10 protein-coding genes and 4 pseudogenes are annotated in these 22,420 nt (G+C 62.4%); 11 read left to right on the top strand and 3 right to left on the bottom strand.

Annotation, left to right across the window (positions count from 1 at the left end; all coding sequences use genetic code 11):
- Nucleotides 1-33: 33 nt before the first annotated feature.
- Nucleotides 34-771 (top strand): hypothetical protein, encoded by a 738-nt coding sequence (locus tag ASD71_RS12310; protein WP_056563925.1) that lies wholly within the window; start codon nt 34-36, stop codon nt 769-771.
- Between the two features lie 42 nt (nt 772-813).
- Here ASD71_RS12310 and ftrA read toward each other — a convergent pair.
- A pseudogene (gene ftrA, locus ASD71_RS12305) lies at nt 814-1,770 on the bottom strand (transcriptional regulator FtrA); the annotation flags it as partial.
- 79 nt (nt 1,771-1,849) lie between these two features.
- Between ftrA and ASD71_RS28385 the strand changes: the two are divergent.
- Together ASD71_RS28385 and ASD71_RS12300 are read left to right on the top strand one after the other, a co-directional pair.
- Nucleotides 1,850-2,076, top strand: a pseudogene (locus tag ASD71_RS28385) (rhodanese-like domain-containing protein); the annotation flags it as partial.
- Entirely contained in the window at nt 2,070-2,759 is a 690-nt protein-coding gene (locus tag ASD71_RS12300; protein WP_056563919.1) for a lysozyme inhibitor LprI family protein, read from the top strand. The pseudogene ASD71_RS28385 and the gene ASD71_RS12300, both read left to right, overlap by 7 nt.
- Nucleotides 2,760-2,807: 48 nt before the next feature.
- Here the strand turns inward: ASD71_RS12300 and ASD71_RS12295 are convergent, their stop codons facing one another.
- Nucleotides 2,808-4,220 carry a DUF2252 domain-containing protein gene (locus tag ASD71_RS12295; RefSeq protein ID WP_056563917.1) on the bottom strand — a complete coding sequence of 471 codons (1,413 nt, stop codon included), beginning with the start codon at nt 4,218-4,220 and terminating at the stop codon, nt 2,808-2,810.
- A gap of 450 nt (nt 4,221-4,670) precedes the next feature.
- Between ASD71_RS12295 and ASD71_RS12290 the strand changes: the two genes are divergently transcribed.
- Both ASD71_RS12290 and ASD71_RS12285 read left to right on the top strand, forming a co-directional pair.
- On the top strand, nt 4,671-5,900 hold the full coding sequence (locus ASD71_RS12290) for an MFS transporter (RefSeq protein ID WP_056563913.1): 1,230 nt from the start codon (nt 4,671-4,673) through the stop codon (nt 5,898-5,900).
- A gap of 246 nt (nt 5,901-6,146) precedes the next feature.
- Nucleotides 6,147-6,755 carry a hypothetical protein gene (locus tag ASD71_RS12285; protein ID WP_056563910.1) on the top strand — a complete coding sequence of 203 codons (609 nt, stop codon included), beginning with the start codon at nt 6,147-6,149 and terminating at the stop codon, nt 6,753-6,755.
- A gap of 172 nt (nt 6,756-6,927) precedes the next feature.
- On the opposite strand, the gene ASD71_RS12280 is transcribed toward ASD71_RS12285, so the two are convergent.
- Nucleotides 6,928-15,654, bottom strand: coding sequence for a GH36-type glycosyl hydrolase domain-containing protein (locus tag ASD71_RS12280; protein WP_056566822.1), 8,727 nt, complete (start codon nt 15,652-15,654; stop codon nt 6,928-6,930).
- A 132-nt stretch (nt 15,655-15,786) separates the two neighbouring features.
- Between ASD71_RS12280 and pgi the strand changes: the two genes are divergently transcribed.
- The 6 genes and pseudogenes from pgi to ASD71_RS28630 all read left to right on the top strand — a co-directional run.
- Nucleotides 15,787-17,463 carry a glucose-6-phosphate isomerase gene (gene pgi / locus ASD71_RS12275; protein ID WP_056563908.1) on the top strand — a complete coding sequence of 559 codons (1,677 nt, stop codon included), beginning with the start codon at nt 15,787-15,789 and terminating at the stop codon, nt 17,461-17,463.
- A gap of 237 nt (nt 17,464-17,700) precedes the next feature.
- Complete coding sequence (locus ASD71_RS12270; protein ID WP_056566821.1) at nt 17,701-18,429, top strand: Crp/Fnr family transcriptional regulator; 729 nt, start codon at nt 17,701-17,703, stop codon at nt 18,427-18,429.
- Between the two features lie 20 nt (nt 18,430-18,449).
- On the top strand, nt 18,450-19,166 hold the full coding sequence (locus tag ASD71_RS12265; protein WP_056563905.1) for a Crp/Fnr family transcriptional regulator: 717 nt from the start codon (nt 18,450-18,452) through the stop codon (nt 19,164-19,166).
- A pseudogene (locus tag ASD71_RS27665) lies at nt 19,162-19,442 on the top strand (DDE-type integrase/transposase/recombinase); the annotation flags it as partial. The gene ASD71_RS12265 and the pseudogene ASD71_RS27665, both read left to right, overlap by 5 nt.
- Before the next feature lie 540 nt (nt 19,443-19,982).
- Nucleotides 19,983-20,468, top strand: a complete 486-nt coding sequence (locus ASD71_RS27985; protein WP_156395136.1) for a hypothetical protein — start codon at nt 19,983-19,985, stop codon at nt 20,466-20,468.
- Between the two features lie 43 nt (nt 20,469-20,511).
- A pseudogene (locus ASD71_RS28630) lies at nt 20,512-20,872 on the top strand (DDE-type integrase/transposase/recombinase); the annotation flags it as partial.
- Between the last annotated feature and the right edge of the window lie 1,548 nt (nt 20,873-22,420).

The following is a 22,420-nucleotide window of genomic DNA, read 5'->3' as shown; positions in this document are numbered from 1 at the left end:
ACTATCGCGAGACCACCAGCCGCAAGGAAGGGAATGAATCAGCAGTCGCGCACGCCCAGACGCCGCCGAATTCCGCGCAAGGTCTGGGCCTTGGGTCTGGCGATCGTCGCAGCCGTGGGGTTTTATGCCTGGAAGGAATCCCCGCTGGGCCCAGGCCTGACCGAAAGCAAGATACACAACATCCTGGTCGACGCCATGGCGACGCCCACCAATGCGCCAGGCAGCGCCTGCGTCAACGTGGTGGGTGTGCGGCCCTTGCCGACCGATGTCTACACGGTCTTTCTGCAAGAGCAGGACAAAATCGTGCAAGCGCTGATCAAGCACGAACTCATCACGGTCAAGCGCGTCAGCGCCGATGGCGACGGTTCACCTCCAAAACCGGATGAGGATCCCGACGACGCCACCAGCCGCATGGCGCTGACCGAGAAGGGCCGCGCGTACTATACCGACGGCCAAGCCCTCTTCGGTTCCAAACTGCTCTACACCGCGAAGTTCTGCGCCCCTGGCCTGCAGGTCGGCAAGATTCTTAACTACACCAAGCCGGGCAAGAATCCGTTCGACGAAAACCCCAACGCGGTGTCGGCGGTGAAGTTCGAGTGGCGGCTGGATCGCGCCACCGCGGATTGGGCGGCGGATCCCGCGTTCTATCCTCAGATAAGCGGCTTTCCCTCGAAGGATCAGCCGGACGAGTGGGAAACCCGGCACATCATGCTGGAACGGAAAGACGGCGTGTGGGGGCTGGGGGACAGGCCGTATACGATCCGCTGGTAGGGCAGACGGCTGCCAAGAGTTGAGCGGTCTTCCCGAAAGCGCCTACAAGCCGTTGCCGAACTTGTCCCGGTAAGCGGTCGGACTCGTCAGTACGATGCGCCGGAAGTGCCTGCGCATGGACTCTTCCGAGCCGAACCCGGCCAGTTCGGCAATGCGGCCAATCGGCAAGGGCGTTTTGGCTTCGAGCATGTCCCGGGCGGCCGCCACCCGTTCCCGGACAAGCCATTCATACGGCGCCATGCCCGTCGCGTCATGAAACTGCCGTTGCAGCGTGCGCGGGCTCATGGCGGCGTGCTCTGCCAGTGAGCGCAAGGTGTGCGGCAAAGCGGGATGTCGGCGCATCCAGTCCATCAGCTTGGCCACGCGCCCGCTTTCGTCATGCGGCATGGGGCGCGGCACGAATTGCGCCTGACCACCCTCCCGATGCGGCGCCACCACGAGCCGCTGCGCGACCCGGTTTGCCACGGCTCCCCCGTAATCGCGTCGCACGAGGTGAAGCAACATGTCCAGACCGGCTGCCGAGCCTGCCGACGTGATGATCTGTCCTTCATCGACATACAGCGCATTCGGCTCGACCCGCACTTGCGGGTAGCGTTGCTGCAGCTTTGCGGCGTATCGCCAGTGGGTGGTGACAGTTTTACCGTCGAGCACCCCCGCCGCCGCCAGCACGAACACACCGGAACAAATCGAGCAGAGCCTCGCGCCCCGCTCGTACGCCTTGCGGAGCTTCTTCAGCAACGGCGATGGCGGCATTTCGTCCGCATCGCGCCAGCCGGGGACCACGATCGTGTCCGCCTGATCGAGCAGCTTGAGGGTGTAGGGCGCGGCAACCGTGATGCCCCCTGCCGCACGCAGCGGGCCGGGCTCGCTTGCGCAGACTGCAAAGCGATACCAATCGACGCCAAGCTCCGGACGCTCGAGCGCAAACAGCTCGGTCACGCAGCCGAATTCGAAAGTACACAGCCGGTCATAGGCCAGCGCGACGACGAGATGTTTGTGCGTGGCGTGATGTTACCGGTTAATGGCATTTACGCCACTTATCCGAATCGCGGTGCGACGTCAGAATGAGGCTCCTGGAGTCGAGTCGAAGTTGGCGAGCTATCCGATGGACACGATTTCGTGACGTACTGCGCGGGTCCGCATTGCAATGGCGCGACACGGGGCGCAATACGGCTTGCTCAGTTGGGGCGGCCGGTGAAGGTGATGCGCGGCGGTATCACGGGATGGCTCGATGAGCGTTTTCCGCTTGTGGGAAGTGATGACGGGCAGGGCAAATTCTCGCTATCATCCACGACACCATGCTGACCAAAACGATACTCCCCGCCGCCTGCGCCGCTGTGCTGTGCGCACTTTCCCTGTCCGCCGCGGCGGCGACGGAGGTCTCGCCTTCGTTTGACTGCGCCAAGGCACGCACGGGAGCAGAAAAAGCCATCTGCGCCAATCCGCAACTCGCGGCGCTCGATGCAAGCATCGCCAAGCGCTACAACGAAGCGCGCAAATCCCTGGACTCCGCTACGGCCGAAGCGTTGTTGCGCGACCAACGCGATTTCACCAAGGTGCGCGACGACGCCTTCGAGAAGCCGTTCGACAAAAACAAGCCCGTTGAGGAAATCGCGACCCGCATGAAACACCGAGACGCGTTCCTCGCCTCGCTGGACTTGGGCGAACGCAAGGGCTTTACCGGCAGATGGCGCAACATCTCGGGCGAGATCACGCTCTGGAAGAAGCCCGACGGCGACATCCTGTATGAAGGTTCGGCCGACCAGCCTCGCACCGGAAGCTGGTCGTGCAACGTGGAAGCCTCCGGCAAGGCCAAGGGCGAGCGCCTGCAGGTCAAGAGCGTCGACACCAAGGGTTGGGTTCTGAACCTGAAGCGCCAGGGTGATGGGCTGGTCGTCGAGGAGCAGCCGCCCGGCGCGGGTGCATCGGGTCCGCCTTATTGCGGCGCGAATGGAACCTTGGCTGGTATGTACTTCCCGATACGCTGAGCGATAGCCGAAATGCGTGCCTGCGGGTAGGGCGTCTGAAAGAAGACTTCAAATGCGGAAATCCGCTGCCATGTCTTCGTCGCTTCGGGCTTCCAGCTTTCCAGAGCGGCACGCACGAATGAAGGCCGTATAGTCCGCTTCATTCTGATCGGCGTAAGCCAATGCGTATTTGTTCAGCGCGTCGGAAAAGCCCTCTCCACGCCCCAGATAGGCAGAAATCTCAACGGCCTTCCCGCCGGCTTTGGCGTGGGCTCGCGCCATCGCCCAGCCACAAAAGCGGGAATAGCCCAGGAGCAAGGTATTGCTCATACGCTCGATCTCCGCCGATACCTTCATGTCACGCAACTGCCGGAAATAGAAGTTCCGGCCAGCAGGCCCGGACGTCCAGCCAAGAAAGGCATCACTTGCGCCTTGCAGCAGCCGCTGTCCGACCACCACGCGCTCGCCCTGGTGCTTCTCCCCTGACGCGGGGTAGTAGTCGGCGATCACCGAATTGCGCGCTTCCTTGACTTGCAGGAACAAGGGTTTCCCATGCCCATCGATGAACAGCATCACCAGGCAGAAAGTTCCCACGCTGCCTACACCGACGACCTTGAAGGCGATGTCGTTCAGCGTGTAGTGCCGTAGCAAGGTGCGCTGGTCGGCAGATAGCGTCTCGGTATAAGCCTCGAATGCATTGGCCAGCTTGCCTCGCCAGGCATGTGTATCGGTCCAGTTGCTGGCGGGGCCGAGCAACGAGGCCGGGCCCGCCGGATGGAACAAGGCGGGCGGGGCATCTTGAATTGTCCAGGCGCCGTCGCGCTGCACGGCCATTTTGCTCAATACGCTGTCGTGGGTACGGGTTCCGGCCTTTGCAATCGTCTTGTCGATGAGTTTGCGCCCCTCGTCCGTTGCTGCACTGTCCCGCAACCGTTCGAACGAAAGGATTTCGTGCCACATTTCGAGGGCGCTGAAGCTGGAGTACTCGCGCATGCGCGCAGCGTATTCGAGGACGGCCGTGTGTATGAAGTCGCTGATCGTGCCTTTTTTAGCGCCCGCATGTTGACCGGCGATCGCCAAGCTCGCCGCAAGGCGCTTTACGTCCCACTCCCATGGACCCGTTGCGGCTTCGTCGAAGTCATTCAGATCGAAGACAAGTTGTCGTTCCGGTGTTGCAAAGCCACCGAAGTTCATCAGATGGGCGTCACCGCAGATCGGAAAGACGATGCCGGAATCGACAGTCCCCGCAAGGTCGTGGGCCTGGAGGATCGCGCTGCCTCGAAAGAAGGTGAACGGCGACACCGCCATGCGCCCATAACGCAATGGAATCAGTGCCTCGACGCGGCCAGCACTATTGGCTTTCAGAAGCTCGATGGGATCACGCGCCGTGTTGCCGATCTGCGCATGTTGAGATCGCTTCGCTCGGCGCCGCGCCTGCCGGCCTACCGTTTTCCGCTCCGCCAGGGTTTGGGGTTCAACCATTTTCGCCCTCTGGTATTTAAGGAAATACGTACGAGTGACATGCGGACGGGCAAACCAGCGAGCATCCCGGAAGACGCAATAGGCGCTGGCTAGCGATCTGGCAAAGCGGTGCGGCTTGGTTGCTACTTCGAAAGGCTACACAGATTTAAGACGAAATCAATGATGGATTTCTCGAGTCTCGCCAATTATCGCGAAGCCTGCCACGCAGCCTTATCTTGGTGCTTCGGTGGGCTTCCGGGCTCGACCTTGGTTTGCGAACGATTCCGCGATCGCCAAGTTCGACGACCAGGCCCGGCCCATCTCGGCCGGGGGCGGGCTTTGAGGTCGCCCTGAACATGCAGATAGTCACGGGCGACGGTCCCGTGGGCGAATCAGACGCCGCGCAGTAGGTATCATTTCGCCTGGCTTTAACGAGGGATCACCCTCGTCACCATCTTGGGTCCCGCCGCCATGAAGAGCTCTTCCACCGCATGGGTCATGCCTGTAGTCGCCATTTTTACGCTACAGACTGTCTCCGCGTTTCTTTCACGCCTCATCCCGATCGTTGCCACTGCAATGTCCGAAGAGTTCGGATGGAGCGGTAGTTCCATCGGTTACCTGACTGCGAGCAACGCTTTAGGCGGCCTGATGATTCTCGTTGTCGGCTCGTCCATGCTTAGGCAAATTGGAGGAACGCGCAGTCTGCAGCTTGCGCTGGTCTTGGGAACGGCAAGCATGGGACTTTTCTATTACCCGAGCATGGCCGTAGCCCTGGTGGCCTGCTTTGCCATGGGTATGAGCAACGGGGCTGCGAACCCGGCGGGCAGTGAGGTGCTGCAGAGATTCTCGCCGCCGGAGATGCGCAATCTCATGTTCTCGGTCAAGCAGGCGGGTGTTCCTCTGGGCGGAATGATCGCGGGGCTGTGCATTCCCGTAGTGATCGCCCTTATCGGTTGGCGTTTGGCCCTCATTGTCTGTGCGGTGATTGTATTGGTACCAACCGCGCTGACCTGGCGATTGAGCGAGATCTTGGATGTGAGAGGTTCGGCGAAGAGGCGGCGGACATCCATCGTTCCTACGCTGCACTCGTTACGCATGCTCAGCGTGCCGTTGGCGTCGCTAGGAAACAATCCCGGCTTGTTGAAGATGTCGATTGTGGGCAGCCTGTTTGCCGTATCCCAAAGCTGCTGGTTCGCATTCACCGTGGTTTACCTGGTGGACAGGCTGGGCTTTTCCTTGAGCTTGGCGGGTGCGATATTTGCCGTGATGCAGGTAGGCGGGGTCGTCGGCAGAATTGCGTTGGGTTGGCTCTCGGACCGCTTGGGTTCGGCCACGGGAAGCCTGTCGATTGCTGCCCTGTTCTCTGCAGGCACGACAATTCTCTTGGGATTTACCACTGCGCAATGGCCGCTGTGGTCTCTCATGGTTCTAGCCTTTGTCGCTGGCTGTTCCGCGGCAAGTTGGAACGGTGTGCAAATTGCGGAGGTTGCCCGGCGCTCGCCGGCCCACCAAATCGCGGAAACTGCTGCGGGCGCCTCGATATTGGTCAGTTTGGTGAACATCGTGGCGCCGGCTGCTTTCGCGGCGACGGTGGCGATCAGCGGCAGGTACGATATCGCGTTCCTTTGCGCCGGAGCATGCTCGTTGTTGGTGCTGTTTTTCTTGCCTCGGGACAGGCATACTTCCCCAGCGCCTTCTTGAACATCGTGATGAACGCGGTGACGGATTTATACCGCCTCGCGCCAGTCTGCCGGCGAGCGGAGCCAGACTATGGAAGTCATCGAATCATTCGTCCCATTTCTTACCTTGTTCGCCTGTCAGCGCGCAGGTGAGCGCAATGCGCAAAACAGCTTGATTTTGGCGTCTACAATCTGACGCGATGGGTACAACGCCTACACGTTGCGCTGGTTCGTGTAGTGCTCGGGTAATACACGCACCAATGGATCCATGCAACGCTTTCTGACCACGCTGCTTCTCTCCGCGCTTGCCCTCCTGATGGCGGGCTGCGCGTCGACCAAGACCTACACCGAAAACGTCTCCACTTTGATGGTGTCGTCGGACGGCAAGACGTTTGCGGTGCTGGGCCCGCAGTATCACTATCTGTTCGACATGCCGCCCGCGATGGCGCAGGCGATGAAAGCTGACTTTCGCACCCGCCTGACCGCAGGGATTCCGCGTGACTTTTATGTCGGGGCCGACGGCTTCACGTGGGGCTACGTGCGCTTGCAACTGAAGGACAACGCGACGCCGCGTGATCGGGAGCAGGCGCTGGCCATGCACTTTCAGACCACAAAGGAAGGGATGGTCTATTACACCCACCACCTCAAGGGCAAACGCTATCTTGCCCGGCCGGCGACGCCGGGTGCGGCGCAGGCGGGCGGATCCACGGAGACGGCGCTGGACCAGTCGTATCGCATTACGGTGCAAGATTCGCAAGGTAGCGCGGACATGGCGCGCGCGCTGTCGCCTGTGATCTTCCTGGCGGGCACGGGGTTTGTCGTGGCGAATCCGGGGATCGTGCTGTTCGCTTTGCCGGTGGCGGGATTGGAGCCCTAAGCGGCCTGTCGTTTTGCGCGCGCGACATGTCCCGGAATAGAGCGGCCATTCCCAAGTGATTGAGCCATCAACCGTTTTGAACGCCTCACGGTATCCAGGCAGGCACGTGGCATCTTCCACAACACACTAATAGGTATCTATTGGTGCGCTCTACGGTGCGACGGCGGGGAGATCACGCCTGTAACACGATCATGACCTCGCGATCCCTTCCGTCGTCCAGCAAGGGGATTTCACCCGATTTCTGCAGCACTCCATCAAGCGTCACGTACCCCGCGCCATTCTCGGACTGTCCGCGCAGGGCGGTCACGGAGTACACCGTAGCCCCGTGCCGGTAGTGCAGCTTGAAGGCGTTCCAGTCTGCGGGCAGGCAGGGGTGAAAGCTCATGGATACGCCGCGCCGGCGCATCCCCAGCACCGATTCCAGGATCAGGCGGTACATCAGGCCCGATGAGCCGGTGTACCAGGTCCAGCCGCCACGGCCTCGCTGCCCGGGCGTGGTGTAGATATCGGCGGCCATGACATAAGGCTCCACCTTGTAGACGGCAGCTTTTGCGGGGGAGTCGGAATGGCTGATGGGGTTTAGCATCGTCAGCAGGTCACCGATTCGCGCATCTTCGCCAAGGCCGCAGAATGCCATGGCGGTCCAGATGGCGGCGTGGGTGTACTGGCCGCCGTTCTCGCGCACGCCAGGCACATAGCCTCGGATGTAGCCGGGATTCAGGCCAGAGGAATCAAAAGGCGGATCCAGCAGTCGTATCAGTCCGCGGGCGTTGTCGATGAGCCGGTCGTCCACGGCCTGCATGGCCAGGCGGGCGCGGTCCTCCCGGGCGGCGTCCGACAGCACGGCCCAGCTTTGGGAGATGGCGTCGATCTGGCATTCCGGATTCTCGGCGGACCCCAAGGGGCTGCCGTCGTCGAAATAGGCCCGCCTGTACCACCCGCCGTCCCAGCCGGACGCTTCAAGACACAAGCGCAGCCGGGCGGCTTCCGATTCGCAGTGCGCGGCGAACGCCAGGTCTTCCTGCGCACGGGCCACTGGCGCGAACCGCGTCAGCGTGTCGTAAAGGAAGAAGCCGAGCCAGACGCTTTCGCCGCGTCCGGCTTCTCCGACTTTGTCCATGCCGTCGTTCCAGTCGCAGGAGCCGATCAGCGGCAAGCCATGCGCGCCGCCGGCGCTCAAGGCGTGCGACAAGGCAAGGGCGCAGTGCGCGTACAGGCTTGCGGACTCCCTGGACGCAATGGGGTGGTCGTAGTTGGAAGACTCGCCGGGGTTAAGCAGGCGGCCCTCAATGAAGCCCACTTCTTCAGCCAGCACGCCTGTGTCCCCCGTCACCTTCACATAGTGGCAGGTGGCAAACGGCAGCCACAGGTAGTCATCCGAGCAGCGCGTGCGCACGCCGCGGTTCGTGGGCGGATGCCACCAATGCTGCACGTCCCCCTGCACGAACTGCTGGGCCGCGCAGCGCAGCAGGTGATCGCGTGCCAGGGCAGGGCGGGCGAGCACCAGCGCCATGACGTCTTGCAGTTGGTCGCGAAAGCCGTAGGCGCCACCCGACTGGTAGTGTCCGCTGCGCGCCCACAGCCTGCAGGCCAACGTCTGGTAGAGCAGCCAGCCATTGGCCAGCGTATTCACGGCCGCGTCCGGGGTGTCGATGCGCACGACACCCAGCGTGTCCCGCCAATACCGCCTGACCGCCTGGAGTTCGCTTCCGGCCGCGCCCGGCTCGCTGTAGTGGCGCACCAGTTGCCTGACTTGTTCGATACCCTGCGCCGACGCGCCGAGGTGAAAGAGGATTCGCACGTCCTGACCGTCCTCCAGCGTGGCGGGGACTTGGATGGCCGCGCAGGGATCGAGTCCCGCGCCCGTCCTGCCCGAGAGCCGGCTGCGGCGCAACGCTTGCGGGTGGCGCAGGGTGCCGTTCCTGCCGATGAACTCCTTGCGGTCGCCGGTCATGGTCCGGCTCGCGCTGCTGGTGTCGAACCACGCGATGTGCCTGGCAAAATCCGTATTGAAACTGTTGCGTGCCAGCAGTGAACCGGTGTCGGGATCGATCTCGGTCGTGACGTGCATGGAGGTCTTTGCGCGCAGGTCGCCAAGCACCCATTCCACGTAGCCGGTTGCCGACAGGCGACGGCGCCGCCCCGACCGGTTGCGCAGCGTCAACGCGTAGAACTTCACCGGCGCATCCTGGGCGACATGGACGCACAGTTCAGATTCGATGCCGTCTTCCCAGTGTTCGAACACTGTGTAGCCAAAGCCGTGGCGCGTGACGTAGGCGGACTCGCCGCCCGCCGGATAGGGCGCAGGGGACCAGCAGTGGCCGCTGATCTCGTCGCGCAGGTAGAAGGCTTCTCCGCAGGCGTCGCTAACCGCGTCGTTGTGCCAGGGAGTGAGGCGGTACTCGTGGGCGTTATCGCTCCAGCTATAGGCCTGTCCGCTTTCGGACACGACCGTGCCGAAGCCGGCATTGGCAATGACGTTCACCCAGGGCGCCGGCGTGCGCTGGCCCCGGCTTGTGGTGATCACGTATTCCTCTCCGTCGGGCGTGAAACCGCCCAGCCCGTTGTGATGTAGTAGCTCGGACTGCTCCTGCGCGGCGGCCGCTTGCGCGGCAGGCGGCAGGGGCGGCGTCGAGATCACCATGGGCGGAGTGCGGATCTCCGGCAGGCCCAGGCGGTTCACCTGGTTCGCCAGCGTACCCAGCGCGTCGCTGAGCGATATGCGCGACACCGCCAGCAGCAGCGTGCGGTCCTCTTCCGATATCTGGTCGCCGGGGCGCACAAAGATACCGCCCGGGCGGTCGATGATGTGCGCCTCCACGCCCGCGGAGATCAGACCCATCATGCGGTCCTGAAGCGCCTGGCGGTAGCTGCCCGTGTCCTCGTTCCAGATCACCAGATCCACCGCCACGCCCTTCTGCCGCCAGTAGGCATGCGCCTGGACCAGTTGGCGAACCAGCTCGAAGTTTGCCGGATCCTTGATCCGGAGCAGCACGATGGGCAGGTCGCCCGAGATGGCGTATCCCCACAGACCCGATTGTCCCCGGCGATTCTTCAGCAGCGTCGCCGCCTCCGCGCGCATGGCCGGGTTCTGGTAGACGATGGCGTTGGCAAGCCGCGCATAGAGCTGGGCATCCGCCTCGGTGGCGTTCAATTGGCGCACGAGTACCTGCGCGTGCGTCCACGCCAGTTCCAGGGCCCGGTCGGCCAGGTGGCGATCCCGGTATTTGCTGATCAGGTTCATGCAGGCGCTGCGGCTGTCGCCCACGCCCTGCACCAGATCGATCACCGCGGATTCCTCCGCCTCCAGGGTGATCTCGCAGCGAATCGCGGAGATCGGGTCCAGCACCGACCCCTGGCTGTTCGTCAACGGCGCGTCGCCCTCCAGCGCCTGGGGATCAGCCGCCGAGCGGCCTCGGCCCAGGAAGATGGACCGGTCGGTTTCATAGGACGCCGTACCGGGATTGCCGCCATGGATCGCCAGAAGCTGGAACATTCTCGGCGGATTGTCCGCCGGGCTGCGGCCCCGGCGCGAGCACAGGATGGCGCGTTCGGACGGAACGATCTCGGTCTGCACAAAGAGATTGCTGAACGCCGGATGCAGTTCGTCCGCCATGGGCGGCGCGATGACGATCTCGGCATAGCAGGTGATTTCTATGGTCCGCCGTTCGCGGCTCCGGTTCGTCAGGTGGCAGCGCCGCAGCTCGATATCGTCTTCCGGCGACACGACGATTTCGGTGTGCGTGTCGATCTGATGGTCGGTGCGGCGGAATTCGGCCCGTCCCTCGGAGAAGATGACTTCGTAGTGGTTCGGCCGCGTCAGGGTAGGCTGGTGCGACGTGGACCAAATGGCGCCGCTGTCCTTGTCCTTTAGGTAGCAGAACGTGCCCCAGTTGTCGCAGGTACCGTCTTCGCGCCAGCGGGTCACGGCCAGGTCTCTCCAACGGCTCGAGCCCGCGCCGCTGTTGGTGACCATGACGTGATAGCGTCCGTTGGACAGGAGCTGCACTTCGGGAATGGCGGTGTCGGCGGTATCCAACACGCGCACCGATGCCTCTGGCAGTCCCGACGCGGTGCTGCGGATGACCGATAGTTCCACGGCCTTGGTGTGGGCCGCCGCCGCGCGAGGGATCCGCTCCTGCAGCAGGAGCAGAGTGGCCTGGAAGGACGGATCGGCTTCAAAGCGCGCCTGCATCGTGCGTCCCAGCAGCACGCTTGCGATCGATAGGAACCCCATTCCCTGGTGGTGCGCCATGTAGGCATAAATGATGGCGCCGGTCTTGCCCGGCGGCAGGCGGCGCGGCGTGTAGTCGATGGCCTCGTAGAACCCGTAGCGACCCAGCAGGTTCTCCTTGGCCAGGCGCTGCAGGTTCCTGCACGCCTCGTCGGGTGACACCATCAGCGCCAGAATGGATGCGTACGGAGCCACCACCACGTCATCCGCAAGCCCCCGCTTCAGACCGAGGCCCGGCACGCCGAACGCCCGATACTGGTAATTCATGCCGATGTCGAACAGGTTGTACGCGCTTTCGGACATGCCCCAGGGAATGCCGAGCTTGTCGCCGTACTCGATCTGGGCGCGAACGGCCGACTTGCAGGTCTGCTCCAGCAGAGTATGCGCGTAGGACGGCATGACGAGCCGCGGCATCAGGTATTCGAACATCGAGCCGCTCCACGACAACAGCACGGTGCCGCCCGCGGCGCTGCTGAGCTGCCTGCCCAGGGCAAACCACGTTTCCTGCGGGAGCTGGCCTTGCGCGATTGCCACGAAGCTGCAAAGGCGGGCCTCGGAGGCCAGCAGGTCGTACAGGCCCTCGTCGCGCCTGCGCTCGGTCAGGTTGTAGCCGATGGCCAGCAGGCGGCTGCCCTTGTCGTACAGGAACCCGTAATCGGCCACCGCCATCTCGGCCAGCGTGTCGGCCAGCAGGGCAATCAAGGCGAGGCGTTCGCGGGCCCGCTCGCTCGCCACGACCACGGAAAGCTCGGTCTCCAGCAGCCATGCCCGCTCGTCGGAGGAAGTCTCCGGCAGCGACAGCCGCGCGCGCAAGGCGGGCAGCAATCCCGTGGCCTGACCCGCGACCTGCTGCAAGGTCGGCACGGCGTTCAATTCGGGCATGTCTCCCCATCCGACGCCGGCGGGCGAGGCTCGCCAGGGCGCAAGCAGAGCCAGCTCATCGCGCGCGGCCTCGCATTGGCGCAACAACGCCTCGCCGTGCCACAGCGCCTGCGCGAATTCCGGCGCCGCGTAGCGTGCGGTCAGGCCGGCGGCCAGTTGGCATAGCCGGTCGAGATGTTGCCTGGCTTGCCCCAATGTCGCGGGACCTGCCAGGGTGGCGGACGCCAGTGCGTCGGCCAGCGCCTCCAATTCGGGCGAATCGTCGGTCGGGACGGCTTCCCGCAAGACCGCGAATGCGTCGGCGCAACCCTCGAATGTTCGGGGATGCAGGATGGACGCATGCGCCAGTTCCAGCAGGCCGGGGCGCAAGGTGAGCAGGTGGCCGGCAAGGTTGCCGCTGTCCACTGTCGAAATGTAGAGCGGGGCGAGCGGCTTCAGCGTGACAGTGTCGTACCAGTTGTAGAAGTGGCCCAGATAGCGCTCTAGCGTCGCCATGGTGCCCAGCGACGCCTGCGTCTTTTCCAGCAGACGGCCCGCCTGCAGGTAACCGAAGTCGTAAGCGGCCAGGTTGGCCAGCAGCGCCAGCCCCAGGTTGGTGGGCGAGGTGCGGTGGGCGATGGCCGGGGACGGCTGGTCCTGGATGTTGTCGGGTATCAGCCAGTTGTCTTCCGCGCCGCCGTGGCCGTCGAAGAATGACCAGGTCTTGCGCGCCAGCATTCTCAGGAACTGGTTTTGGTCGAGAGACAAGTCGATCCGGGCAAGCACCGGCGGGCGGCTCAAGCGCCACGCGATGGCAGGCATCGCCACCCATAGTGCCAGCACCGGCAAGGAAGCCACCCAGGCCGATGGGTTCAGCAGCATCACACCTGCGCCGATGGCGGCGGCGAGCACGGGCGAGCCCCAGACGGAAAGCAGGAACGGACCGGAACGCGTCCCGCTGTCCTGGTTGGTGATGCTTGACGCCTTCCATTCCAGCAACCGCCGGCGCGAAATCAGCCGGTACAGCGTCCTGATGACCGCGTCCAGGCTGTACAAGGCTTCGTGAGCCAGACTGGTCAAGGAAAACGCCGCCCGCGTGAATTGCTGCAGCGTGGGCGCCAACCAGCCGACCAGATGCCGTGACAGCTCGACGTCTTCTTCTTTCCTTACCCCGCTCAAGGCGGAGGCGAACAGGGCGGGCAGGAACAGGATAATCACGCAGGCGACGGTCCACAGGTACGGGGTCGGCAACAGCATCCAGCCCAGCGCCAGCAAAAGCACAAGACTGGCCGGGACCAAGCTGCGGCGCAGATTGTCCAGGATCTTCGCGCGCGCCAGCGCAGGCAGGGGCGGTCCGCGTTCCGCGCCCGGGGCTGCGGGCGCGCGGCCGAACAGCCAGCCCAGCAACTGCCAGTCTCCCCGTATCCAACGGTGCCGGCGGCTGACGTCCGCGACGTAGCGGGCGGGCTGCCCTTCGAATAGCTGGACGTCGCTTAGCAGGCCCGAGCGTGCATAGCAGCCTTCCAGCAGGTCGTGGCTCAGGATCCGGTTGTCCGGGAAGCAGTCCTTCAATGCCGCATCGAAGGCGTCCACGTCGTAGATGCCCTTGCCGATGAAGGACCCCTCTTTGAAGATGTCCTGGTAAACGTCCGAGACTGTGTTGGTATAGGGATCGATGCCCGGATCGCCACCATTGAGGCGTGCATACGGCGACGCCGACAGGTCGTTCAGGCTTACCGTCACCCGGGGCTGCAGGATGCCGTAGCCGCGCGTTACCCGACGCGTCGCTGGGTCGAACTGCGCCTGATTGAGCGGATGGGCCATCGCGCCAACCAGCTTCCAGGCGGTTTCCCGAGGCAAGTCGGTGTCGGTGTCCAGCGTGATGACGTACCTGGTGCCGGCGAGCGCCGCCAAGTCGCCCACCACGCAGGAAAATGCGTCAGCGCCCTGGCCGCGAAGCAGGCCGTTCAGATCGGCCAGCTTTCCTCTTTTTCTTTCGTAGGCCATCCAGATCCGTTCCTGTTCGTTCCAGCGGCGGGGGCGGTGGCAGAGGTAGAACGGGCTGCGTCCCAGCGTCCGATATTTCTTGTTCAGGGCCTGGACCTGCGCCTTGGCGCGCTCCAGCAGCAGGGCGTCCGACGGCAGATGCTCCGAGGCGGCGTCCGCGAAATCCGTCAGCAGGCAGAAGCTCAGGTTGTCCCCGGGATTCGCCAGGAAGCGGATCTCCAGCGCTTCGGCGAGCGTGTCCGCGTCATCCAGGTCGATCAGCATCGTGGGGACGGCGACCAGGCAGCGGGCATCGTCGGGGATTCGCTTGGCGTAATCCATGCGCGGCAGACGCTGGGGGCGCACCAGCCATGTCAAGGACCAGTTGACGATCGCCACGGCGAGATGGCTGGCGGCCACCACGGACAGCAAGGCGAAGCACGCCATGGCCCAGGGGCCGGCTCCCGCCCCATGGGCCATCGCCAGCAGCAGCGCGCTGACCGCGCCCGTCAGGAGGATGATGGCGCCCGCATACAGGCGCAGCGCGGCGCGGGGGGAGATGCGGGCCAGCCTTTCCGCCATGCTGGATCTAACCTTGGCCTGTTTTGCCAGCTCGTCCTGGCCCTGGTCGATCAGGTAGAAGCCCACGTGCCCGCGACGCGGATCGACGCCAGGGGTCGGGTCGGCCGCCGCTGCGGCGGCCAGGTCGATCGCCATGGCGGCGATCTCGGTTTCGGCATGGTCAGAATTGCGCGCCATCCGCTCCACTCGATGGCGGTAGTGGTCTCGGGTGGGAAAGTCCATGCTCCGGTAGACGTTGGCGGGATCCTGGCTCAGGGTCCGGTCCACGATGCTGACGGCTTCCACGAAGTCGTTCCAGTTCGTCTTCGACAAAGTGCGCAGGCTGCCGATGCTGTTGCTGATCGACACCTGGTCGGCGGCCTGCTGCTGGTTCTCGGCGAGGACCATTTGTTCAATGGTCAGGTTTGACTGGGCAAGCCGCTGTTCGAACCACGTCAGGGGCAGCGCCAGCGCCGGGCCGTGCCCTTGGAGCCGTCTGGCCAGTTCCGCAACGAACGAACCGTCTATGGGGGGATTCGATCGCGCCATGTTCGCGATGACAAGTATCAGACCGGTGGGATCCTCCTCGGCAGATTTGCGCATGGTGTCGGCCCACGTGTCCGCCAGCCCGCGGTTCATGTTCGCGTACGCTAGGCGGATGGCGACGCGGCGCAGGTTCTCGATCAGGGCCAGGCGAATCATGATGGGAACCGCCCACAGTTCCCCCAGTTGCAGCGGCGCAATTGATTGATAGGCGGCCACGAACGCCTGGATGCCCGTGGCATCGATCCGCGCGTCGCTATGGGAAATCATCTCCAACGCAATGTCGTACACCCGCGGCAGCCCTTTGGAGGGGCCCGCGTCCAGTTTTGGCAGACTGCGGCTGTAGCCCTTGGGCAAGTGCCGCTTGGCCAGCCGGATCTGCTCTTCGATCAGGTAGAAATTGTCCAGCAGCCATTCGTCGGCCGGCGTGATCCGGCGGTTCTGCCGCATGGACTCCATCAGCAGCGCGCAGGCCTGGGCCAGCAACTTCTGGTTTTCAGTCAACCGCGGCAGCAAAGTGTCCGGCGGTCGCGATGTGCCCACCAGATGCGCGCCGGCCAAGGCCTGGCCGTGCTGCTCCATCTGCAGGGCGCTGAACAACTCCGCGCGCAACGGCGGCTCGCTTTCGGCGGAGTGCGGCGTGGCCTTGCTTCGGGTAAACAGGTCTATCCACTCGGGCGCGGCTTCGAGCGAGGGCCAATCAATGGGTTTCATGGCCATAGATTGACCAAGCACGACCGCAGGCTCTGTACGCTACCGCACGGACTCCCTTCACAGCCTGTGGCATAAGCGACCCGAGCCCCGCATTCTTGTGGGGCCGGTCGTTCGGCTTGGAGGAACAGCGCAATGGTCAGACGAGCAACGGGCGGCCCGAGCGACGTGTCGCTCTCCCACACTTGGCAGACGCTGGCCGAGCACTTGGACGAAGTGCGCCCGCGGCACCTTCGAGACCTGTTCCAGCTTGACCCGGAGCGCGGGCAGCGCTTCAGCGAGGAAGCCGCCGGCTGGTACCTGGATTACTCCAAGAACCGGATCACCCGCAGGACGCTCGAGCTGTTGTTGCGCCTGGCCTGCACGAGCCGTCTGCCGGCGAAGATAGACGCCATGTTCAACGGCGATCCGGTCAATTCCAGCGAAGGCCGCGCGGCATTGCACGTCGCATTGCGCATGCCGGCCGATGCCAGCGTGCGGGTGGATGGCAGGGATGTGGTGCCTGACGTTCAGCGCGTATTGCGCCGCATGGAAAATTTCGCCGGCAAGGTGCGCAGCGGCACCTGGTTCGGCGGGACCGGCAAAAAGATCAGGAATATCGTGAACCTGGGCATAGGCGGCTCCGCGATCGGTGTAGGAATGGCCTGCGCGGCCCTGCAGCACTACGGACGGCGGGACATGCAGTTCCGTTTCGTGTCCAACATGGACGGCGCCGACTTCTTTCTGGCAACACGTGATCTGGACCCGCGCGAAACGCTGTTCATTGTCTGCTCGAAAACCTTCCACACACCCGAAACCTTGCGAAACGCGGCCGCCGCGCGAGCCTGGTGCCTGGAAGACATCCAGGACGAGGGCGCGCTGCGGGCGCATTTCGTGGCGGTAACGGGCAATCGCGACGCCGCCATCGAGGCTGGTTTCGCGCCGGAGCATGTATTCGACGTCTGGGAATGGGTCAACGGCCGCTATTCATTGTGTTCCGCCATGGGCCTGGCGCTGCTGACCGCCATCGGGCCCGCCGCCTTCCGCGAGATGCTGGCCGGCTTCCACGACATGGACACTCATTTCCTGTCCGCGCCGATGAAACAGAATCTTCCCGTTCTGCTTGGTTTGATGGGCGTGTGGAACAACAACTTTCTCGGGGCGCGATCCGTTGCGATTCTGCCTTATGCCCATGATCTGAGACGTTTCCCCTCCTATGTCCAGCAATTGATGATGGAAAGCAACGGCAAGTCCGTAACCCAAGACGGAGCCCCGGTCGGCAGCATAACCAGTCCGGTCTACTGGGGGGCCTGCGGGACCAATGGCCAGCATTCGTTCCATCAGTTGTTGCATCAGGGCACCCAGATCGTGCCCTGCGACTTCATCGGATTCCTTTCGCCGCTGCCGTCATCGGCGGGCGGCCATGAAGAACTGCTGGCGAACATGTACGCCCAGGCCCAGGCCCTGGCCTTCGGACGCCCTCTGGACGAGGGGGGCGGCCCTGGCGACGCGCAGGCTCGAGGGAAGCACCGGCAGGTGCAGGGGAACCGCCCCAGCAATACGCTCCTGGCCGCGAAGCTCACGCCCCGGACATTGGGCGCGCTTGTCGCGCTCTATGAGCACAGCGCGTTCACTCAGGGCGTAATCTGGGACATCGACTCCTTCGATCAATGGGGCGTGGAGCTAGGCAAGACGCTAGCCGCGCATATCGCGCAAGCGCTTGGGGCCGGGCAGGCCCACGCACAGGGGCTGGACAGCTCCACGCGCGCGTTGGTGCAGAAATACCTGGATGCCAAGGCCGCCGGCGCTATGTGCGCCAGCGAACGGACTTGAGTCTGGGCTTCCCATAGCGTGACAGGGTCAGCGCAGGGATGGATTCCTGACCTGGCCGCGCCGGCCCGCTTAGCGGGGCCAGCGACCAATAGTGCGCTACTCTGGGCAGGACTCCGTTCGCCACCGCACATAGCGCGTGGCGATTGCCCCTGCCGAGTGGGCAAAGTGTGCCGGAGGATTTTCGGGTTGCGGCCCAGGATAGGGCCGTTGCAACTGGGCTTGTTGGAGGGACTCTTCATGCCTGATTCACGCGATCCCCCTCAGAATCAACTATTGGCGGCGTTGCCACAGCAGGAGATGGAACGATTGTTTCCGCTTCTGGAACGCGTCTCCCTGCCGTTGGGAAAAGCCTTGTACGAACCGGGCGGCCGAATGCGGCATGTCTGCTTCCCGATCGACTGCATTGTCTCGTTGCTGTGCGTCATGGAAGATGGCGCCTCCACCGAAATTGCCGTGGTCGGCAATGAAGGCATCGTTGGCATTTCCTTGTTCATGGGCGGAGAAACCACGCCCAGCCGCGCGATAGTCCAAAGCGCGGGGTCCGCCTATCAGTTGAAGGGTCAGGCGCTGAAAGACGAGTTCGACCGAGGTGGGGCCATGCAGCACCTGCTGCTTCGATACACCCAGGCGCTGCTCACGCAAATGGCCCAGACAGCGGTGTGCAACCGACATCATTCGCTGGACCAGCAGCTTTGCCGCTGGCTGCTGCTCAGCCTGGACCGACTGCAATCCGACGAACTCGCCATGACGCAGGAACTGATCGCCAACATGCTGGGTGTGCGGCGCGAAGGCGTCACCGAGGCGGCCGGCCACCTGCAGGAGGCCGGTCTGATCCGGTATCGCCGCGGCCATATCACCGTGTTGGACCGCGCAGCGCTGGAGGCTCGTGTCTGCGAATGCTATATGGTCGTGCAGCAGGAGTATCAGCGCCTGCTGAGTCAAACTGGCGGCGCGGTCCGCGCCTGAGATGGAACCAGGAGCAGAACTTGCCGCGCCCCGCGATCGCCGATGTTCCCAACCGCCTGCTCGCCGCGTTGCCCAGCCGGGAGCGGCCCCGTTTGCTGGATCGCTTCGAGTCCGTTGACCTGGACTTCGGGCAATGCCTGCTTCAGCCCGGCGACCGCATCAACGACGTCTACTTTCCGCGCGGGAGCTATATCTCCCTGATTCTGCCGCAGAAGCACGGTGCTTCCCTGGAGGTGGGCCTGGTCGGCAATGAAGGAATGTGGAGCGTCGACGTTTCATTGGGCGCCGATACCTCGCAATTGCGCGCCGTCGTGCAGGGCGCCGGGTCCGCCTTGCGCATGAAAGCGAATCTGTTCCGGCAGGAGTTGGACGCCAGTGCAGCGCTGCGCGGCCTGATCGGCCGCTATACCGTGGTAATCCTGCAGCAGCTCGCCCAGACCGCGGTCTGCATGCATTCTCATTTCCTCGAGGGCAGGCTTGCGCGCTGGTTGCTGATGACGCAAGACCGCGCGCATTCGGGCAGCTTTCACCTCACTCATGAATACCTGGCTTATATGCTGGGTGTGCGGCGGGTCGGCGTAACGGTGGCGGCCTCGGCCCTTCAGCACCGCAAGCTGATCGCGTATCGCCGCGGAAACATCGAGATCCTGAACAGGCCAGGCCTGGAGCAGGTGGCGTGCGATTGCTACGCCGCGGACCAGCTCAGCTACGGCCAACTCAGGAGCGGCCCCAACTGACAACCACCGCAATTGGGGCTTTGGTCTGTGCTTCCTGTATCTGTGCAATGTGCGAGGCTTCGGCTGGAACCATAAGCGCGTGTACCGGATCTATCGCGAACTCGAACTGAAATCCGCGTGTTCAAGGTGATCGACGACTTCAACCGCGAGGCACTGGGCATTGAGGTTGACTTCTCGTTGCCGTCCGAGCGCGTGATCCGCACGCTCAAGCAGATCATCGGCTGGCGGGGAAACCCCCTGGCCATTCGGTGCGATAACGGACCCGAATACCTCAGTTGGTTTTCTAGCCATAAAGTGCATCCAGGTTGAACATTTGTTCGAGAAGTTCATCCAGCTTGCCGTTCAGCTCGTGCGGCCAGGATTGAACGTTTGGGGGCGCTGCAGTCTCTACGGATCCTCAGATCAAATCTAGCGCAGGGTAGGTACGGACACAGGACACGACCATAACGCCTTGCGAGAAGGGGCAGACCTGCAGGAGGTCGCACTGTGTCGGTCGAATCGACCGAGGCGGCTGGTGGATAGCGGAATATGTCGCTGACCGGCCGCACCGCACTCAGCCTACAACGGCCGTCGCTTGAAGCACTTGCGATGGTCGTTCTTAGTCTGGAGCCCGCTACGGCGACAGACCGTTTCTGGCCGGAAGCGGCCACTGACCACAGGGCCTCCGGGCCGTCCATACAACGCACGGCTTTCTTCTTTTACAGCTCCCAACCTATAGCAGGAGTGCTCGAAACGCCCGTGTCTCTTCCCCAATGCCCGTACGGGCATGCCCCAAATCTGCCGGCTTGGATTGTCGCGCTAGTTCAATAGCGTTTATTGCAAAGTTCGCCTTTCTTCAGCCTGCAGGCCGTCCATCCGCGAAGAATAAGAGAAGATGGGCGCGAAATAGCCGGTGATGCCCATCAAAGCCGAAACGCGAACTTCAACAAAAAAGGGCGAACTCTATTCCTGCTGCTCAAGGTGAGTAGCAGGAATAAAGTTCGCCTTTTCGACCTTAGGAGGAATTTCGAAATTTTGCGAGCTAGAAGTTCGCCTTTTCCGGAAACAGCATCTTTGGACTGCAGATATTTACGTCAAAGTTCGCCTTTGTTGGCGGATGACCTTTCAACTGCGTTGGACATCCACGAACGACTAGCATGTTGCAACGACCGATTGAATGCGCAGCCGCAAGCGGGCACGGATCGCAAGCGCCTCCGTGCCATCAATACAGGACATGGCGAATCCTGGTTTGACGGCTTCCAGCTGACCACCGATCTGAGCAAGGCGCTTGTGGAGTTACCACGGCTTGTTGGACAGGAGTAGCATCTGAACCGATTGGGGATGATTCATGTCTGGGAACAAGGCGCCAAGTAAAGGAAGGCAAGCGTATAAGTTCATTGAAGCGCACAGCGACAAGTACAGCATCTCAGCTATGTGCCGGGTTCTTGGCGTTTCGCGCGCTGGCTACTACGCTTGGCTATCGCACGAGGCATATACCAGAATCCAAGCCATCACCGCTGATCCCCAACCTGTTGCAGCGCAAATTTACCGTTTCGAGGCCTAACGAGGTCTGGGTAACCGACATCACCTACATTCGAACTTGGCAAGGCTGGCTTTACTTGGCCATAGTCATGGATCTTTTTTCTCGAAAGATCGTTGGCTGGGCGACAAAGCCTACTATCCATCGTGAGTTAGTGTTGGATGCTGTGGCCAAAGCTGTGCGTCGTGTGCTCTGCACTCTGGTTGCGCCGCGCAACGAAGTGGACGAGCATCTGTCACTCGCCGTAGGCTCCTTGATGAAATTCTCGGATGGCGGCACGCATTGGTTCGGTGATCATCTGACAATGACGGTCGGCGATGAAGTACGCGAAATCTACGTGGGGCAGCGAGGGCTACACATTGCTTCGGTCGGCGAAATGCTTCTGCGGCTGTTCGAGTATTCGCCCGACGACTTCTGTCGTCGAGACGAGCTGGAAAGCCTATACCGGATTTTTGTTGCGAATGCAGATTTTTCCCCGCTGGAGGACGAAGACCAAGGCGATCAGGAAATGCCCGGTCTTGCTTGGTTGTGCGAACAGAGTATCTCGTTTCAGTTCGCGGCAGCTTACGTCATTCAAGGGGTGGCGGGTCGGATGAGATTGTTGCTCGATGCCATGCGTCGAACGACAGATGTTGGCGTTCCGCCTTCGCAGCACTACTACTCAGGGGACTTCGACGGCGAGGACCTGGGCGAGTCTGAGGCTGGACCATTGATCGATGCGTTGGAGCGGCTAGCGACGGTACGTGGGAAGATGGATAAAAAGACCGAGGACCTCTGGCGCCAGGTCGCGGGCCCTATCTTCGGTGTGTTGTCCAAGTCAGGCGACAAGGTTCGCATTCAGTTGCTGCCACTGGCGCGTTCCTTCAGCGACGACCTTCTTGAGACGGGGCATGCGTTTCGCTTGGCATACCTAGAGCAAGTGGTTGGCGACGCTGATAAGGCCTTGCATTACTACCTCATCGAGCTCGAGACTTCCAAAAATGTTGCTGAGGCTGGCATTCAGAACGCCAAGCTGCTTTGGGCGCGATCTGAGGACCTGGGACGAGTGCAGGGGTATGTCGAAAGGCTCCAAGAAGCAAAAAGGACGGCAAGTCGTGCTGACGTGGTGCAACAGCTCCTGAGTGACGCGGTTGCACGACTTGCTATCCTAAACAAGCGCGACCAGTTCGAGCGGACAGCGGTAAGTCGCTGGCCATCTTTGAGCGCGCCGGCGCGCAAGCTACTCAGTGTGTTCGCCAGCATAAAAAGCTATACGGGACTAGAAGAGGTTGCCACGTACGCCGGCATGGATCTGACCTGGGCTGGGCGACATTACGTAAAACTGGTTGACCTTGGAATGCTCTTAGTTACGGAAAGAACATTTCGAGTCAATCCTCACATCGAACCGCTACTTGAGCGCGAATCTCAACACGCGGTGATCGGACGAATTGTTCGGTCTCAGGGTACTAGTGCCGTCAAACAGGTGTTCAACAGCCAGCGTGAGTTCACCATCTACCAGATGCTCGTGCAGCTGTGCCCCAATCATCTTGTATTTCCGAACTGCTCTCTGCAAAGCGTTATGAGTTATGAACGTATGAAGGAGTTGGTGAGCGAAGACGACTTCGGCTACTACTTGCGGGCGAGCGTCGACATTGTCGTTGTGTCTTCGACAGCCGTCGTTGAGGTGGGCGAATGCGGCTAAAAACTACGGGCGCGCCCAACCAACAAGATTAACCGCAGTGCTTCCGGTTCTGAT

Source organism: Achromobacter sp. Root565, from assembly GCF_001427425.1.
GTDB lineage: Bacteria > Pseudomonadota > Gammaproteobacteria > Burkholderiales > Burkholderiaceae_B > Achromobacter > Achromobacter spanius_D.
Note: the sequence above shows the minus strand (reverse complement) of the source record. Positions and strands in the feature narration are given on the sequence as shown.

What these genes read in the sequence shown, in the direction of transcription:
- pgi (WP_056563908.1), top strand. Translation starts at nt 15,787, where the DNA reads ATGGTCAGACGAGCAACGGGCGGCCCGAGCGACGTGTCGCTCTCCCAC.
- ASD71_RS12290 (WP_056563913.1), top strand. Translation starts at nt 4,671, where the DNA reads ATGAAGAGCTCTTCCACCGCATGGGTCATGCCTGTAGTCGCCATTTTT.
- ASD71_RS12280 (WP_056566822.1), bottom strand. Translation starts at nt 15,654, where the DNA reads ATGAAACCCATTGATTGGCCCTCGCTCGAAGCCGCGCCCGAGTGGATA.
- ASD71_RS12295 (WP_056563917.1), bottom strand. Translation starts at nt 4,220, where the DNA reads ATGGTTGAACCCCAAACCCTGGCGGAGCGGAAAACGGTAGGCCGGCAG.
- ASD71_RS12270 (WP_056566821.1), top strand. Translation starts at nt 17,701, where the DNA reads ATGCCTGATTCACGCGATCCCCCTCAGAATCAACTATTGGCGGCGTTG.
- ASD71_RS12285 (WP_056563910.1), top strand. Translation starts at nt 6,147, where the DNA reads ATGCAACGCTTTCTGACCACGCTGCTTCTCTCCGCGCTTGCCCTCCTG.
- ASD71_RS12310 (WP_056563925.1), top strand. Translation starts at nt 34, where the DNA reads ATGAATCAGCAGTCGCGCACGCCCAGACGCCGCCGAATTCCGCGCAAG.
- ASD71_RS12300 (WP_056563919.1), top strand. Translation starts at nt 2,070, where the DNA reads ATGCTGACCAAAACGATACTCCCCGCCGCCTGCGCCGCTGTGCTGTGC.